Source organism: Candidatus Poribacteria bacterium (assembly GCA_028820845.1).
GTDB lineage: Bacteria > Poribacteria > WGA-4E > WGA-4E > WGA-3G > WGA-3G.
The window spans coordinates 27591-43721 of the sequence record JAPPII010000101.1; the positions used below are offsets into that span (position 1 = coordinate 27591).

Here is a 16131-nt window from a genome sequence, read left to right on the forward strand (position 1 = left end):
GTTTGTAACCGCATTCCACTGGTAGGTGCGGTTTCTAACCGCACCGGCTGCGTCGTTTGTAACCGCATTCCACTGGTAGGTGCGGTTTCTAACCGCACCGGCTGCGTCGGAATGGGTGAATTTCTTTTATGCTGCATAAATCCTGTTATTTCTTGAGTGTTAAGAGTTTTCTGAGTCGTTGGTGAAGCAGGCGTTGCATGTAATCCTTCGCTGCGGTGTCTGTTAATTGTCCGTTGAGAATAGGCACAACCTCAAATTCAGCTAATCTTAGGGTCGGATTGAGCCCGTGCAACGGTGGCAGCCAATCTCGGAATGTATCGAAAAAGGCGCGCTGTGCTGCGCGTCCGTTTGTATAGGGAAAGTCTGCAGTATTTCTGCGGAACCGAGCCGGTCCCTTTGCGAGTGCTGCAGCGTGGTGTTGATGGCAAAACTGGCGGTATGTTTGCAGCGCATAGGCGATTTCAATATCTGCTGGATAATGCTGGAATGTCCGTTCCCGGAATTGTGTAAAGTGTTGAAGTTCATCGAATTCAAAAATAAAGTGATAAGGCTCCGAAAAATACGCATCTGGGATCAGATAGCCATCCGCTTTCGCTGTTGTGCCTGCCCAATCCCCTTCCAGGGCAGTGTAAAGTGTCATCACGGCATCGTAATGTTTACCGAAATCTTCACGGCGCGGTTTATTGCAGAGCCAATCGAATTGTGCGCGGCGTTCTGCTTTGATGCCGATGACCTCCTCCACCAATTGAATGATACCTACTTCCAAGCGCATAACGTTCTCCAACTGTTTTCTCGGAAACGCTTTACACTTTACACAGGCTCGATGTCTAAATCTTTGAGTGTATCGCCATCTACAGCGTTAATCAAACTGGCGAGATAGTCCCGATCGCGTTGTAAAGCCTCCAATTTATTATCGCCGTGAACGAACTCTACCTCTAAGTATCCACTGTATCCAGCAGCACCTAAAATCTCAACGATTCGGGCATAATCGACAACGCCATCTGCAATAGGACACCCTTTGCCGTTCTCGTCGAAGTTTTGAGCATGGACGTTTATGATGTGTGAAGCGAGTTTCTCAGCGGCAGTATGCGGTTCATCAGCATCAGTGCGGGCAAGCGGTTGATAATACGTTTGCAACGCTGGCTGGTTAATGCCCTCAATCGTTTCCAAAATAGTGGCAACACTATCGGTGAAGTTATTGTTATGCATTTCCAAACCGAGCCGAATGTTGCGAAAATTTGCCCATTGGGTAATGCTCACCAGTCGGAAAAGAATTAAGCGTTTATCAGCCGGCGCAATGGATTTTGAAGGACCCCCACCCGACCAGATTCTCACGAGGTTGGTTCCTAAATCGTATGCGACTTTAAAGGCTGCCTCGAAGTGTTTCTGATGGAGCGGCATCAGCGGATCCACATACGAACCGAACGCTGAGATCTCTAATCCCTTACGGAGTGCCATATCCCGAACGTTTTTGACATAACTTTCGTCGTATTCCGCTGGTAGATGCGGAGGTTTTCCCCACAACTCGATACCATTGAAACCGTAGTCCGCCGCGATATCAATAACCTCTTCCAACGGTTTTTCTTGGAAAGCGATGGTGCATAAACCTATTTTCATAGTTTTCCCCTAACGTCTATTTCTGTTTACCTAACGTCGGTTTTTTATTTAAATAGGATACCATAGACATAGACCGAATGCAAGGAAACTTTGCTACGATAACTGAAAATCGCTTGACACAGTTTAGCATATCCGCTATAATTGTCAAGTATTTTTTCCGATAGGTGCAAATAATGCAGCCAAGTGTTAGGGATCTTATCGCAATTGGTTTAGTGTTGATGCTCACTGTGTTTTCGGGATGTGCAACGGAAAAGCAGAAGCCGATCGAATTAAGCGTCTTCGCTGCAATCAGTTTGTCGGATGCCCTCGCTGAAATTGGGACGGCATTTACAGCGGAAAACGGTGTTAAAGTATTTTACAATTTCGCGGCATCTACGACCTTACAACGCCAAATCGAAAAAGGGGCACCCGCGGATGTCTTCATCTCGGCGAGTCCCCGTCAAGTCGTTGCCTTGGAAGATAGTGGGAGGCTTGAAGCCGAGAGTCGCCAAAATTTGCTAACCAATCGATTGGTAATCGTTTCTGATGAAACCGAACGGCTTTCTGTGGATACACCTGCTGACCTCGCTGCACCTGAGATTTCGAGAATTGCGATTGGGCATCCAAGTATCGTACCCGCTGGGGCTTACGCCAAAGAAGCTTTAACACACCTCGGATTGTGGGAGACCCTACACCCGAAACTTATCTTCGGTGCGGATGTACGTGCTACGTTGGCTTATGTGACATCTGGAAATGTGGATATAGCCATTGTTTACAAAACCGATACAGTCCTCAGCGACTATGTAAGGGTGCTTTGTCAAGTACCCCCTGAAGCGTATACACCTATCATTTACCCGGCCGTCGTTGTAAAAAATAGCCCGCAGAAACAGTTGGCGCGTAGGTTTATTACCTATCTCCAGTCTGCTGAGAAAAGTGAAATTTTTGAAAAGCACGGATTCACCGTTTTGGCTCTAAAATGAGGATAACGCCCGCCGAAGTTGCTGCCCTCTCTTTATCTATAAAAGTCGCATTGCTCAGTCTGGTTATAATGTTCCCACCGGGATTACTGATCGGCTGGCTATTGGCAAAACGCTCGTTTCCAGGGAAGACTTTGCTGAATACACTCGTTATGTGTCCGTTAGTGCTGCCCCCTATCGTCAGTGGCTATTTACTCCTCATTCTATTGGGAAAATACGGGGTTATTGGTGGATTTATCTATCGGACTTTCGGTATAGAGATCGTTTTTTCGCAGTTGGCAGTTGTGCTCGCAGTTTCCATTATCTCATTTCCGCTGCTGGTGCGGGGTATCGTGACAGGCATGGAGTCTGTCCCCGTCGAGCTTGAAAACGCGGCGCGTACGCTTGGGGCATCACCCCTCAAAGTGTTTTGGACAATAACGCTCCCGCTCGCCTATCGCGGCATCATCGGCGGAACGATCCTCGGTTTCTCCAAAAGTCTTGGTGAGTTTGGTGCCACTATTATGGTGGCGGGAAACATTCCCGGTAAAACTCAGACGATGGCGTTGGCGATTTTCAGTGCTGTCCATCTTGGTGAAGATGCCTCTGTCTATCGACTGGTGCTTATTTCAACCGTTGTTGCCTTCGTGGCACTCTGGTTCACGGAACGCTTTACTCTCCGATAGGTTCTTATGACAAGCAGGCCCAAAATCAACCTCAATTTTCGCAAACGCCTCGGTAGTTTCACTTTGGCAGTCGATTGCACACTGGAAAAGCAGGTTTCGGTGTTTTTAGGTGTGTCTGGGAGCGGGAAAAGTACGCTGCTCAATTGCATCAGCGGCACCCTGACACCTGACGAAGGTGAGATCGTCTTCGGGAACGAAATCCTTTACGATTCCACCTCAAAAATTAATCTACCGCCCGAAAAACGACGGTTCGGATACGTTTTTCAAGAGGGGTATCTATTTCCGCATCTCACCGTTGCCCAAAACATCCGATATGGACAACCCAGTCCACGAAAATCTTCGCCTGCCATAGATGTGCTTGAAATTTCCGAACTGCTTCAGCGATACCCGAAAGAACTCTCAGGCGGTCAACGTCAACGCGTCGCAATTGCCCGCGCACTCGCTATGGAACCGCGGATGCTCCTCATGGATGAGCCGCTTGCTTCGCTTGATAGCGCGCTAAAAGATCGAATTATCCCTTATCTACGCCATCTTAAAGACGCTTTTGATATACCCATCCTCTACATTACCCATGCCTTTTCTGAGGCGATGGCATTCGCCGACGAAGCGTTCTTAATCGCTAACGGCGAAATTATGGCAAACGGTGAACCACACCAGTTGCTAACCGCTCCTTCCGCAATGCCTATCGCACAATTGACCGGTGTTGAGAACATTCTCGTCCTTCCGGTGAAGCTTTCAGATAAGGCACTCGGTGTGACGTGGTTGGAAATCGGAAACCAATCTCTTGTAATTCCTTATAGTGAGGCGGAAGTCGGTGATAGTGTACCGGTTGCTATCCGCGCTGAGGATATTATCATCTCGCTCGAACCAAACCTGCCGATTAGCGCGCGGAACACGTTACGCGGGACAATTCAATATCTTGATGTCAGGAGCGAACGGACGTGGGTATCTATCCGTGTTGAATGGTATCATCTCGCTGTGAAGATCACGCACGAAGCACGTGAGCAGATGCAATTGAAAGAGGACTTGGAGGTTTATTGCGTCATCAAAGCAAGTGCTATCAATCGCCTCTGGGATTAGGGACTTTATCTGCGAAAATAATAGGTGCAGTTATAATCGTGCGTCCCTTTCCATAGCATACGCTTTACGCACAACGCTTCTGAAGTTCCTCCCAAAGCGTGTCTACCTGTTGCTGAAGTTCAGCAAGCGTCCCCGCATTCTTTATCACAACATCGGCGTATGTGACTTTCTCGGTGAGCGGCATCTGGGCATCAATTCGTGCTTGGACATCACTTTTGGTAAGCGATCTACCTTGTGCAATGCTGCGATCCAAAGTGCGTTGCACTTGTGTTGCCGTTGGTGCTGTCACAACGACTATCAGATCAACGGTATCATAAGCACCAGCTTCAATGAGGAGCGGCGCGTCAAGCAGCACAATACAATTTGGGTCTTCCGTAACGAGTTGGCGGGCGCGTGCGCGTGAACGCTGGATAATTAACGGATGCAGGATGCGATTGAGTTGTTCCCGAGCGGCTTTGTCTGTAAAAACAATAGCACCCAGTTTTTTCCGACTGACATCCCCAGTATCTTCGAGTATCCCCTGTCCAAATGTATTAATTAGAACGTTAATAACCGGACTATCTGCTTTGAGGAGTTCGTGTCCAATTTCATCAGCATTGATTGGAATCGCACCTTTTTCAGCAAGAAGATCGGAGACAGTCGTCTTTCCGCAGGCGATTCCACCCGTTATCCCGACAATGATACCACGTTCGCGGTGTTTTTCGGTTCTCATACCGTTGAGTGTATACCATCCGCTGAAATTTGTCAATCCTATCTTCTGTAAGAACGATTTCCCAATTCTAACTCTTACCCACAACCTACAACTCATAACCCTTAAAAATCCTTGACTTGATTTCAGGGTCATGCTATAATGCCCGACAATCCGCAGTGTTTTTTATACGAAGAACCAGTTTATATTCGGGATGAGACAAAGTGCACGAAAAAGATAATCCCAATTTAGAAAGAGTACCCTTCCGGCAATACGCCGCACTCCTTTCACAATACCTCAGACCGCAGTGGCTCCGTGTCACGCTGCTCGCTGTATTTATGTTCGGTGGGATCGGTCTAAACCTTGTCAATCCGCAAATTATCCGTTATTTTATTGACACCGCAAAAGCCGGCGGCGCGACACGCAACCTCATCATCGCCGGTTGTATATTCCTTGCGATTGGATTTGTTCGGCAACTGGTGATTTTAGTCAGTTCTTATTTGGGGCAGGATGTCGGATGGCGCGCCACGAATCAGATGCGCGAAGACCTTGCCGACCATTGTCTGAACTTGGATATGTCTTTCCATCATGAATACACGCCCGGTGAAATGGTCGAGCGCGTTGATGGCGATACCACTGCACTCTCGAACTTTTTCTCTGAATTTGTGCTTCAGGTGATTGGGAGTTTCATATTTCTCATCGGTGTCCTGATTTTGGTTGCCCGAGAAGATTGGCGTATCGGTGTTGCACTCACGGTTTTTGTAATTATTGCTGTATGGGTCTACAATCTCACTCGGAACATTGCTGTCCCGCTCTATGCCGCTGAACGCGAGGGCTACTCAAGACTTTTTGGATTTCTTGAAGAACGGTTGATCGGAATCGAAGATTTCCGAACCAACGGCGGGGTCGGCTACACAATGGATCGGTTTTACGACGTCAATCGCGATGTATACGGGCGCGCCGTGAAAGCACATGTGATGGGCGAAGTTTTACGAATGATTAGCGGCGTTTTGTTTGCCTTAGGGAACGCCTTGGCAATGGGAATGGGGATTTATCTCTATCAAAGAGGGGTCTTCACAATCGGGACTGTCTTCCTCGTTTTCCAATACACAGCGATGCTCCGGCGCCCCCTCTACATGATTAACCGTCAGATTAACGAGCTCCAACGGGCGACTGCCGGATTGAAACGGATTGAGGCACTCTATCGCAGAACCACGAAAATAGCGGACGGCACCGAAGATCTGCCCGGATCAGATGCACTCGGTATCGACTTTGAACGCGTCAGATTTAGTTACACCGGAGATGAAGTGGTATTGAAGGATGTTTCGTTCCAACTATCGCCGGGGAAATCGCTTGGGCTGTTAGGACGCACAGGCAGTGGTAAGACGACAATCACCCGTCTCCTGTTCCGGCTCTACGAGGTTAATCAAGGACAGATTCGCGTCGGTGGTAAGCCAATTGAGAAAATTCAACTTGAGGCTTTGCGAAGCCAGATTGGGATGGTCACACAGGATGTTCAACTCTTCAATGCGACTGTACGCGAGAATCTAACCCTCTTTGATGCCACAATTCCCGATGACCAGATTTTGTCGGTTGTTGAAGAACTGGAGCTGTCTGATTGGTATAGAGGTTTACCGAATGGACTTGATACGATGCTTGAAGATACTGGGCTTTCCGCTGGTGAAGCACAGCTTCTCGCCTTTGCGCGCGTCTTTCTCAAAGACCCACGGCTTGTCATTCTTGACGAACCCTCCTCAAGACTTGACCCGGCGACTGAACAGCGAATTGACCGAGCCGTCCAGCGGTTATTGAGAGGGCGAACGAGTATTATTATTGCCCATCGTTTGGGAACCGTTCAACAGGTAGACGATATTATGATTCTTGCCGATGGCGAAATCCAAGAATACGGTGAACGCCAGCAACTCGTCCGCAATCCTGATTCGGTCTTCTCAGGACTCCTAAAGACAGGATTAGAGGAGGTAACGCAATGACGACAGGACAGTCAGCGATTCAACTCATCCGGTATCGTCCACTCCTCTTCCTCAGCACTATTTTCTTTCGGGGTTTAGATGATCTGGTGCCGTTTGCTTTTGGTATCATTATGAAGGGATTTTTTGATGCCCTCACCGGCGACTCCCCCGCTGGATTCAATCCCTGGACGTTTGTCGCACTCTTTATCATTGTTGAACTCGGTGATCGGAGTGTACTCATCTCTTCGGCGTTTGTATGGGCGCGTTGGCGTTACGCCGTTTCTACGCTGCTCCGAAAAAACCTCATGACAGCCATCATGGATATGTCCTCGCCCCATCGCGTCTCAACGGCTTCGGGCGAGGTAACCAACCGCCTACGCGACGATGTTGAGTCGATTATACGGTATCTGGAGCAGTATATCCACCTCTGGGGAAATACGCTTTTCGCAATATTGGCAATCATCTGGATGGCACGCATTGATGTCACTGTAACCCTCATCGCTGTTGTCCCTTCCATTCTGATTATTTCAATTATTAATTTCGCCAGACGGCTCATTCGTAAGTATCGGGCTGCCCAACGGATTGCGACGGAAAAATCAACCAACTTCATCAACGAGCTCTTCCAATCTATCTTGGCGGTGAAAGTGGCGCGGACAGAGTCCAATGTCATTAACCATTTCCATCAACTCAACGACGCACGCCGGAAAGCGACACTCGTGGATAACCTGTTTAATCAGCTCCTCAGATCTATGAGTTTCAATATCAATCAGCTCGCAACGGGCGTAATTCTGATTCTTGTTGCTGAACAGATGAAAGCGGGTACGTTTACTGTCGGCGATTTCGCGCTTTTCACAACCTACGCCGGTGACGTTGCCAGAAGCGGGTCCCTCCTCGGTGGCATAATGGCAGAGCACAAACGCGCAGAAGTGTCGTTCAATCGTATGGAACAGACCGTCGAGGAGATGCCAGACGAAGACTTGGTGAAACATACACCGGTCTATCTCAAAGAAACACAGCCACCACTCGTTATGCCCGAACGCACTGAAGCCGATCGCCTTGATGAACTTACTATCACTAACTTGACGCACCTTTACGATGGTTCAACGGCAGGGGTTTCCGATATTAGTTTCCGGGTTCCAGCAGGCTCCTTTACTGTTGTCACGGGACGGATTGGTGCTGGTAAAACAACGCTCTTGCAAACACTTTTAGGTGTGCTTCCGAAGCAAGCAGGAGAGGTCCGCTGGAACGGCGAAGTTATTACGGATCTAAAGTCCTTTTTCGTGCCACCGCGTTGTGCATATACACCCCAAGCCCCCAAACTCTTCAGCGAGAAATTGAGCGACAATATCCTCCTCGGTTTGCCTTGGAATTGGGACAACTTAAATCGAGCCGTTCGCCTCAGCGTCATGGAAACAGATCTCCCAACGCTTGAAGATGGACTCGAAACCGTTGTAGGTCCCCGTGGCGTGAAATTGTCGGGTGGACAGATGCAACGCACTGCAGCGGCGCGGATGTTCGTCCGGGATTCGGATTTGCTTGTTTTTGATGACCTCTCTTCTGGACTTGACGTGGAAACTGAACAGACCTTATGGAAACGACTCTTTGAGACGCAGCGAACAACCTGTCTCGTTGTTTCCCATCGACGCGCCGCCTTACAGCAGGCGGATCAGATTGTTTTGCTCAAGGACGGTCGTATTGAGGGGGTCGGAACGTTGGACGAATTGCTTCGCGCCTCTGAGGAGATGCGGCGGTTATGGGAGGGCGAATAGCGATCCTCCCACACTTGGTAGGCGAGGTTTCCTAACCTCGCCGGTTCGCACTGTATTGGTAACGATAAAATGTAAAATAACCTACGGAGAATTTTCATCGGTTTCATTGCTTGGTAGGCGAGGTTTCCTAACCTCGCCGGTCCTCGCTGTATTGGTAACGATGAAATCTAAGATATAATACCATTTCTAAAAGTTTATCTCGCATTAACCGAACCCACTCACACCACACCCGGTAGGTGCGGTTTCTAACCGCACCGAGCATCGCTGAAAAATAGTCAACCTTTTAAGAGGAATTATCAATTAGAATTGGTATAACTTACGGAGAATCTCATGGGAAGATTAGAAAATAAAGTCGCAATCGTAACAGGTGCTGGTAGAGGACACGCCGAAGCAGTCGCACGCCGTTTTGCGAAGGAAGGCGCAGCCGTTGCCATCTGTGACGTTATCCCTGTCCAAGAGTTGGAGGCAAAAGTCGGTTCAGACATCAGAGCCGCCGGTGGGGACGTACGCTGCTTTGAGACGGATGTATCGAAAGAAGAGTCTTTCAACGAAATGGTCGCAGCAACCATTGAGCAGTTTGGCACCGTCGATATACTCGCCAACGTTGTCGGCATTGCCGGACCGACAAAGGACATCTGGGACATGAGTCTACAGGAATGGAGACGCACACTTGAGGTTAACCTCGATTCGTTGTTTATCTGCTCTAAAGCCGTTCTACCAGAGATGATCCGCAAGAAGTACGGGAGAATCATCAACTTCAGTTCCGGCACAGGCAAGCAACCCCTTTCACACAGAGCACCCTATGCCACCTCAAAGATGGGCGTAATCGGTTTCACACGCACCCTCGCCGCCGATGTCGGACGTTACAACATCACCGTCAACGCTATTTGTCCCGGTTGGCACGTAGAGAGAAGTCTTGAACTCGCAAAAGGCAGAGCCGAATATATGAACAAACCCTTTGATGAAGAAGCCTTACGCGAGCGATACCAACGAACGAACCCGAAAAGCGTCATCGCCGGTAGGTGGTGTGCAGATGAAGGCTACAGCGACAAAGGTTCCGGTTCAGAGGATGCAGCAGCATTAGCCGTCTTCCTCGCCTCTGAGGATTCCGCCAATATGACCGGACAAGACATTAACACGGGTGGGACGGTGATGTGGTAGTTAAAGGAAAACGCATGAACCGCCAACACACCAACAGCGAAGACACCATCACCACCCTATTCGTCGAAATTCTCATGCCGATGAGTGCCACATGGCGCATTTACGAACAAACGACAAGACCACTCCTCGAAAATCAAAGAAAGCCCGATGTAATCATCCGCACAGTCGAACGGTATCCGCTGGCAGTCGAAGTAAAAATCGACCACAAGCGCGGTCCCAATGAAACCGGCGAAAAACAGGCGTGTGAATATTACTTGGGCAAAACCCTCCGTGCCACAGGTGAAACGGTTGCCAGTGCAATAGCGATCCGCCTCCCCTACAGATTCCGTATAATGCCCCGTGACGAAATCCGCGAGAATTTGGAGAGGTCAAATGACTTCGCGTACGCCCTCCTCAACATTGACGAACCCGATAGATTTCCCAAAAAAGGGTGGCTTGAAGGCAGTATCGCCGACATCGCAACTGCTATCCGCATCGGTGCAACCCCTATCACCAAAATTGAGAGAGCCGCCGAGGTGCTGGAGAACGGCATTCACCGTGCCGCCGTCATCGTCAATGGGGCAATCCAACACCGACCCCATATCGGTAAAAGGATAGGCGAACTCCTCGTCCAAGAACCAGGTGACCAGACAACGCAAATGGCGATGCTCATTATTAGCAACGCCCTGGTGTTCCAAAGTTCTCTTGCACGTAAACCGGATTTAGAGGCTGTCCCATCGCTCAGCGAACTCACTGCTGATTACGGGCAGCTCGATTCAGAAAATTCTCAAGGCGAACTACACCCGTCCCGAATCCTCCGCACTCCTCTGTGCCTTGGCGTTACCCGAACTCAAGAGCGATCCAAAGAAACTAAAAATCGCAGATTTCGCTTGCGGCACAGGTTCACTCCTCAATGGTGTCTATCAACGCCTCCTGATGCTCTATGAACAAACAGGTGGGAACGGAGAAAGTATTCATCAGTACATGATGGAGAAGAATCTCGTCGGATGCGACATCCTACCTAACGCTGCACATCTGACTGCCTCCATCATTGCAAGTACCTATCCTGATGTTCGTATCGGCGGCACGCGTATCCACACAATGCCCTACGGCACCCCGCGCGCTGACGGACTTTACGCCATCGGTGCCTTGAACCTTCTCAGTGATCCAGCAGGGACACTTCCCTTGAATCTCGGCACGACAGAAACCGCTACCGGACAAGGCACGCAAACAACTGACCTCAGTGACGCATTCAAACATGGCGAATTCGACATCGTTATTCAGAATCCACCCTACACGCGGAGCGGGGCAGATAGCAACTCTAATCTGCCTAAAAGTATTTTCGCCGACAAAAAGGAAGCATCCGCAATGCAAGCATCGCGTCGGGCGCAAGGCCGGCGGCTCGGAGGTAACAATCCTGGGGCGGGTCCCGATTTTGTTGATCTTGCTGATAGAATGCTAAAACGCAATGGTACAATGGCGTTTGTGCTACCGGTTACAGCGATCACTGGAAGTAGTTGGCAGAAGGTGCGAAAATTGTGGACAGAGGAATATCATCATGTTCTTGTTATTACGATTGCCGATGCCCGCACTGAGAATTGCGCATTCTCAGCGGATACTAATATGGCAGAGTGTCTCGTCATCGCAACGAAGGGAAAATCAAAGAACATTGGACGTGCGACTTTTGTATGTCTTAAACGGGGTCCCAGTGGTGAATTAGAAGCTCTGGAAATCGGGAAAACGATTCGTGGAATTGGGGATATTCGCTGTCTTGAAGATGGTATTAATAGAGGCAATCCTATTCGTATTGGTGGTGATGTTCTCGGATTCGCCATTTCGGCACCCTTGACATCCGGGGCAGTAGGATGGCCTATATCCCGCGTTAGAGACATAACAGCAATTCAATCGGCATATCAACTCGCGAATGGACAGTTGCAATTCCCTCGACAGAAAGCTGCTATCGACTTACCAATCTGTTTTCTCTCAGATGTTGCTCAATTTGGCGCAGACCATCGGGATATCCATGATCCCGGGAAACGAGGAGCGTTTGATGTTGAAGACGGATGTCCTGATACGGCTGAATATCCGTGCTTGTGGCATCTCAATAGCAAGGCACAGCGATCAATGGTTGTATTGCCCGATGCTCATGCGTTCATTCGTCCGCATGCGGAAGTGAAGGCACGGGAGATACTTGAACGTAATAGTCGAGTACATTTCAACATAGATTTGCGATTCAATTGTTCCCACTATTCGCAATAACCAGTCTGGACATGGGCAGGGGCCCAACCAAATCGCTGTTCCGGAATACATAGCCGCGTACATTCTGCACCTAACGGCATCAAACATTCTCTTGTTAGCGAAAGCTGACCAAGAGATGAAATAGAAGGCCGACACGCCGAGAATTTCTATGAACAGAAGGCTTGTCGTTTTTTCAATAGTCCTGAAAATCCCGTCCATCCTGCTTCAGACAATTGAGCGAGAAGTTTTGTGAAAAAATTGGATTTCTCGTTAGATATATGCTATACTAAAGTTGGAAGGTTAACTGTAGGAAACAACCCTTTGAAACTGATATAGGAATTCATGCAATCAGCTCACTATAACGACAATGTTTTTATCAATTGTCCATTTGATTCAGCTTACAAGCACTTGTTTGATGCAATGGTATTTACAATCCATGATTGTGGTTTTATTCCGCGTTGTGCACTTGAAGAGGACGATGCAAGCGAAGTTCGGATTGATAAGATCTATAACATAATTGCGGATTGCCGTTATGGAATCCATGATATATCCCGAATACAATTAGATACGATTTCCGGTTTTCCTCGATTTAATATGCCGTTGGAATTGGGAATTTTTCTGGGCGCGAAGAAATTTGGTATAGAAGAACAAAAAAGAAAAAGATGTCTGATTCTGGATACTGAGCCGTATAGGTATCAGCAATTTATCTCTGATATTGCAGGGCAAGATATCCAGGCGCATAACGATACTTCTGAAACCATTGTAAAGGTTGTCCGTGATTGGCTCCGCAATGCATCAAGACGTGAGACAATTCCGGGTGGAAATATCATTTGGGAACGTTACCAAGAATTTATAGAAAAATTGCCCCAAACAGCGAGGGAGGCTCGGCTGATACCTGAAGAGTTGATATTTAACGATTATACTTTGTTGGTCGCACAGTGGTTGGAGACTAAGGGAGATTAGTATAGTCCAACATGATTTAAGGAGGTGATTAAAGTGGCAAGAGGAAGAACCATCAAGTTTTCCCCCAAACGTGGGAAACTTACGAGAAGTCAAGCAAAACGAGCAGTGGAAAAGGTTCTTTATGGTAAAGAGGGTAATAAAAAAGCAGCATCTTCAAACGGACAGAAATCGCAGTCCACTACTTTTAAGGTGGGGCGTGATGCCCGGACAGGCAGATTTATAAGTCGTAAGGAAGCCGAACGCCGGAAGTCAACGGCTATCGTTGAAACTATCACGATACCGAAACAAACGAAATAGTTTCTTTCACAAGGTTAATTCCATTGAATACGCAATCACATTTCTCAGCATTGAGGAGTACGTGGATAGTCTTTTTGCGTATGTAACACCGTGCTCGCATACGCAAAACACGCGCGAATATCCGCTTGCACAAGGTGAGGGTAATTCTCAAGAATCTCTACCTCCGCCCATCCATGTGCGAATAGATTGACGATAAATTCAACCAACAAAGCCTAACCACTCTTTATTTTCCATCCTATGGATGCCGTTTATCTATTTTTTAAAATTTAACTTGACTTATGTTAATAGAAATAGTATAATATACTATAACTTTTTTCACAGAAGAGCGATACGCTACCAATCTACAAAAAATTAGATATACCCATAAGGCAATTCACCAATGTGTAAAATGTTACACTTTTCGCCAAATTATTTTTTTTCAACTCAGAAAAAAATAGACCATAAACCCTTACGGTTACTGGGTTTTCTAACATTATACACTTACACTAAAATGTTACACCAGTGTAACATTTTAAGGAAAATATTAATACAATTAGATTAAAATAAATTATTGATTTGTTAATTAAGGGACATATTTTGGAGGTCTTCTTAGAGAGTCCTATCAATAGGAATGGCCGAATAGAGGTTTAATAGATGAAACAACTCACGCAAGCTGCGTTTCAGAGCGCAAAGAATTTTATAATGGAGCAGGGGAGGGCGTTGGACCAAAAGCGTTTTGAATTCCATTTTGAAAATGGATCTGCCGATGCCGTCCTCGCCGCACTATCACCTTATCAAAACGATGACGGCGGTTTCGGCCACAGTCTGGAGCCTGACCTCAGAACGCCTGCCTCGTCTGCAATTGCGACTACGATAGGTTTCCAGATTCTTAGGGAAATTCAAGCACCTGCCAGTCACACATTAGTCCAGAAGGGAATCCAGTATTTTATCGATACCTATGACGAGTCCCATCAGGTATGGCATATCGTGCCACCTGAAGTGGAGGACGCACCTCACGCTCCTTGGTGGACTTATGAGAGCAGTCCCGAAAGTTTCGGTCGGTTTCTGGTCAACCCCCGTGCTGAGATCGTCGGATATTTGCAAGAATTTAGCGATGGCGTACCGGTGCCATTGTTAAAGACATTAACAGATGTCGTTCTGGCACATCTGGATTCCCTACCTGACGAAATGGAGATGCACGACACCCTCTGTTTCGTCCGGCTCGCGGGGACAGAGGCACTGCCGAATAGGGACAAAATCTGGGCGAAACTCGCCCGAACAGCAGCGCACGGTGTTGCCCGGAACGCCGAGGAGTTGACCGGCTATGTCCTCAAACCTCTGTGGGTGGTGCCCTCTCCAGAATCGCCCTTAGCTGCTCGGCTTCAAGATGAAGTAGCCATGAACTTGGACTTTGAAATTGAACAGCAGGGCGAGGACGGTTCTTGGTCCCCGAATTTCTCCTGGGACGATCAATATCCAGAGGCATGGCAAACAGCAAAGAAAGAGTGGCAATCCAGGATTACGGTTGATACCCTGAAAACGCTGAAAGATTTCGGGCGCATTGAGCAAGAAGATGAATTGTGCTGTTAACCCAAAATTACCACTTGACACTCTTCCCAAATTTTTGTAAAATGAACACTGCGACACAAAAAATGGAAGGAGCAAATAAGTGGCACAAGATACAATTCGAGTCGGTATTATCGGCGCAGGTGGAAATACAAGATCACGGCATATTCCCGGACTACAAGCTATCGAAGGCGTTGAAATCGTCGGGGTTTGCAATCGGAGTCAGGAATCTTCACAACGCGTAGCGGACGAGTTCGGTATCCCCAAAACCTACGGCAATTGGCAGGACGCTATCGCTGACCCGGATACCAACGCAATCGTCATCGGGACATGGCCCTATATGCACTGCCGCGCCACTGTGGCAGCACTTGAGGCGGATAAACACGTGATGTGCGAGGCACGGATGGCAATGAACGCCAAAGAAGCACATACCATGCGTGCCGTATCCCGTCAAAAAACGCACCTCATCGCGCAGATTGTCCCATCACCGATGACGCTGAGAGTAGATAACACCATAAAACGTCTCATCTCTGAGGGATATATCGGGGATGTGCTTGCCATAGAAGCACGCGCAGGCGGCGCATTTCTCGACAGCGAAGCCTCCCTCCAGTGGCGGCAAGATTTCGATCTCAGTGGACTTAACATCATGAGCATGGGCATCTGGTACGAAGCGTTAATCCGTTGGGTCGGCGAAGCCACACGGATTATGGCGATGGGAAAGACCTTCGTCAAAATGCGTCCCGATGCTGACGGTGTGATGCGTTCTGTTCGGATACCTGAACATATTGATGTTGTCGGGGATCTCGCCTGCGGGGCGCAACTTCATCTGCAGGTTTCTAACGTTGCCGGATTAGCAGGGGCACCAGAGGTTTATGTTTTCGGTAGCAACGGGACTTTACGCTTTTCAGGAAATCGCCTCTACGGTGGACAGAAAGACGACACCGAACTTAACGAGATTGACATCCCCGATGCAGAGGCAGGTGCATGGCGGGTCGAAGAAGAATTCGTGAACGCTATCCGTGGCGAAGAGGTTATCACACACACAGACTTTGAAACGGGTGTGAAGTACATGGAGTTTACCGAAGCCGTCACGCAGAGTATGCAGTCCGGCACAGCGATTACTTTGCCACTTCACATCTAATGGCAGGCCGCCCTAACATTGTAGTCGAATTCGTTCGTAGTAGGGCAATTCATTGCCCGTTG

The 16131-nt window shown here is 48.2% G+C and carries 16 protein-coding genes; 12 read left to right on the forward strand and 4 right to left on the reverse strand.

What is annotated here, in order from left to right; translation table 11 throughout:
* Positions 1–145: 145 nt before the first annotated feature.
* Both OXN25_18355 and OXN25_18360 read right to left on the reverse strand, forming a co-directional pair.
* A complete protein-coding gene (locus tag OXN25_18355) occupies positions 146–772 on the reverse strand; it encodes a hypothetical protein (GenBank protein MDE0426818.1) in 627 nt (208 codons plus the stop codon).
* A 38-nt stretch (positions 773–810) separates the two neighbouring features.
* A complete protein-coding gene (locus OXN25_18360; GenBank protein ID MDE0426819.1) occupies positions 811–1617 on the reverse strand; it encodes a sugar phosphate isomerase/epimerase in 807 nt (268 codons plus the stop codon).
* Positions 1618–1790: 173 nt separating this feature from the next.
* On the opposite strand from OXN25_18360, the gene modA reads away from it, so the two are divergent.
* Genes modA through modC form a run of 3 tightly spaced genes read left to right on the forward strand, consistent with a single transcriptional unit; the run spans position 1791 to position 4318 of the window.
* Complete coding sequence (modA, locus tag OXN25_18365) at positions 1791–2576, forward strand: molybdate ABC transporter substrate-binding protein (protein ID MDE0426820.1); 786 nt, start codon at positions 1791–1793, stop codon at positions 2574–2576.
* Positions 2573–3238 (forward strand): molybdate ABC transporter permease subunit, encoded by a 666-nt coding sequence (gene modB, locus OXN25_18370; protein ID MDE0426821.1) that lies wholly within the window; start codon positions 2573–2575, stop codon positions 3236–3238. The genes modA and modB overlap by 4 nt, the downstream gene beginning before the upstream one ends.
* 6 nt (positions 3239–3244) lie before the next feature.
* Positions 3245–4318 carry a molybdenum ABC transporter ATP-binding protein gene (gene modC, locus OXN25_18375; protein MDE0426822.1) on the forward strand — a complete coding sequence of 358 codons (1074 nt, stop codon included), beginning with the start codon at positions 3245–3247 and terminating at the stop codon, positions 4316–4318.
* A gap of 64 nt (positions 4319–4382) precedes the next feature.
* Here modC and coaE read toward each other — a convergent pair whose 3' ends face one another.
* Positions 4383–5066 carry a dephospho-CoA kinase gene (gene coaE, locus OXN25_18380; GenBank protein MDE0426823.1) on the reverse strand — a complete coding sequence of 228 codons (684 nt, stop codon included), beginning with the start codon at positions 5064–5066 and terminating at the stop codon, positions 4383–4385.
* A 164-nt stretch (positions 5067–5230) separates the two neighbouring features.
* Between coaE and OXN25_18385 the strand changes: the two genes are divergently transcribed.
* The 7 genes from OXN25_18385 (at position 5231) to OXN25_18415 (ending at position 13383) form a co-directional block, all read left to right on the forward strand.
* A complete protein-coding gene (locus OXN25_18385; protein MDE0426824.1) occupies positions 5231–6997 on the forward strand; it encodes an ABC transporter ATP-binding protein in 1767 nt (588 codons plus the stop codon).
* On the forward strand, positions 6994–8745 hold the full coding sequence (locus OXN25_18390) for an ABC transporter ATP-binding protein (protein MDE0426825.1): 1752 nt from the start codon (positions 6994–6996) through the stop codon (positions 8743–8745). Before OXN25_18385 ends, OXN25_18390 begins: the two co-directional genes overlap by 4 nt.
* Before the next feature lie 330 nt (positions 8746–9075).
* Complete coding sequence (locus tag OXN25_18395) at positions 9076–9906, forward strand: SDR family NAD(P)-dependent oxidoreductase (GenBank protein ID MDE0426826.1); 831 nt, start codon at positions 9076–9078, stop codon at positions 9904–9906.
* 14 nt (positions 9907–9920) lie between these two features.
* Positions 9921–10832 (forward strand): hypothetical protein, encoded by a 912-nt coding sequence (locus tag OXN25_18400; GenBank protein MDE0426827.1) that lies wholly within the window; start codon positions 9921–9923, stop codon positions 10830–10832.
* Positions 10720–12144, forward strand: a complete 1425-nt coding sequence (locus tag OXN25_18405) for a hypothetical protein (protein ID MDE0426828.1) — start codon at positions 10720–10722, stop codon at positions 12142–12144. Before OXN25_18400 ends, OXN25_18405 begins: the two co-directional genes overlap by 113 nt.
* Before the next feature lie 321 nt (positions 12145–12465).
* Positions 12466–13086 carry a hypothetical protein gene (locus OXN25_18410; protein MDE0426829.1) on the forward strand — a complete coding sequence of 207 codons (621 nt, stop codon included), beginning with the start codon at positions 12466–12468 and terminating at the stop codon, positions 13084–13086.
* A 33-nt stretch (positions 13087–13119) separates the two neighbouring features.
* Entirely contained in the window at positions 13120–13383 is a 264-nt protein-coding gene (locus tag OXN25_18415) for a hypothetical protein (GenBank protein MDE0426830.1), read from the forward strand.
* A 44-nt stretch (positions 13384–13427) separates the two neighbouring features.
* Here the strand turns inward: OXN25_18415 and OXN25_18420 are convergent, their stop codons facing one another.
* Positions 13428–13589, reverse strand: coding sequence for a DUF433 domain-containing protein (locus tag OXN25_18420; protein ID MDE0426831.1), 162 nt, complete (start codon positions 13587–13589; stop codon positions 13428–13430).
* A gap of 427 nt (positions 13590–14016) precedes the next feature.
* Here OXN25_18420 and OXN25_18425 point away from each other — a divergent pair, with 427 nt between their 5' ends.
* Both OXN25_18425 and OXN25_18430 read left to right on the forward strand, forming a co-directional pair.
* Positions 14017–14952: a hypothetical protein gene (locus OXN25_18425; GenBank protein ID MDE0426832.1), complete on the forward strand. Its 936-nt coding sequence runs from the start codon at positions 14017–14019 to the stop codon at positions 14950–14952.
* 79 nt (positions 14953–15031) lie between these two features.
* Entirely contained in the window at positions 15032–16069 is a 1038-nt protein-coding gene (locus tag OXN25_18430; GenBank protein ID MDE0426833.1) for a Gfo/Idh/MocA family oxidoreductase, read from the forward strand.
* The last annotated feature ends 62 nt before the right edge of the window (positions 16070–16131 follow it).

Excerpts from the sequence above, each read along its gene's own strand:
- OXN25_18390 (MDE0426825.1), top strand. The coding sequence starts at position 6,994 with ATGACGACAGGACAGTCAGCGATTCAACTCATCCGGTATCGTCCACTC.
- OXN25_18410 (MDE0426829.1), top strand. The coding sequence starts at position 12,466 with ATGCAATCAGCTCACTATAACGACAATGTTTTTATCAATTGTCCATTT.
- OXN25_18395 (MDE0426826.1), top strand. The coding sequence starts at position 9,076 with ATGGGAAGATTAGAAAATAAAGTCGCAATCGTAACAGGTGCTGGTAGA.
- OXN25_18360 (MDE0426819.1), bottom strand. The coding sequence starts at position 1,617 with ATGAAAATAGGTTTATGCACCATCGCTTTCCAAGAAAAACCGTTGGAA.
- modA (MDE0426820.1), top strand. The coding sequence starts at position 1,791 with ATGCAGCCAAGTGTTAGGGATCTTATCGCAATTGGTTTAGTGTTGATG.
- OXN25_18355 (MDE0426818.1), bottom strand. The coding sequence starts at position 772 with ATGCGCTTGGAAGTAGGTATCATTCAATTGGTGGAGGAGGTCATCGGC.
- modB (MDE0426821.1), top strand. The coding sequence starts at position 2,573 with ATGAGGATAACGCCCGCCGAAGTTGCTGCCCTCTCTTTATCTATAAAA.
- modC (MDE0426822.1), top strand. The coding sequence starts at position 3,245 with ATGACAAGCAGGCCCAAAATCAACCTCAATTTTCGCAAACGCCTCGGT.
- OXN25_18400 (MDE0426827.1), top strand. The coding sequence starts at position 9,921 with ATGAACCGCCAACACACCAACAGCGAAGACACCATCACCACCCTATTC.
- OXN25_18425 (MDE0426832.1), top strand. The coding sequence starts at position 14,017 with ATGAAACAACTCACGCAAGCTGCGTTTCAGAGCGCAAAGAATTTTATA.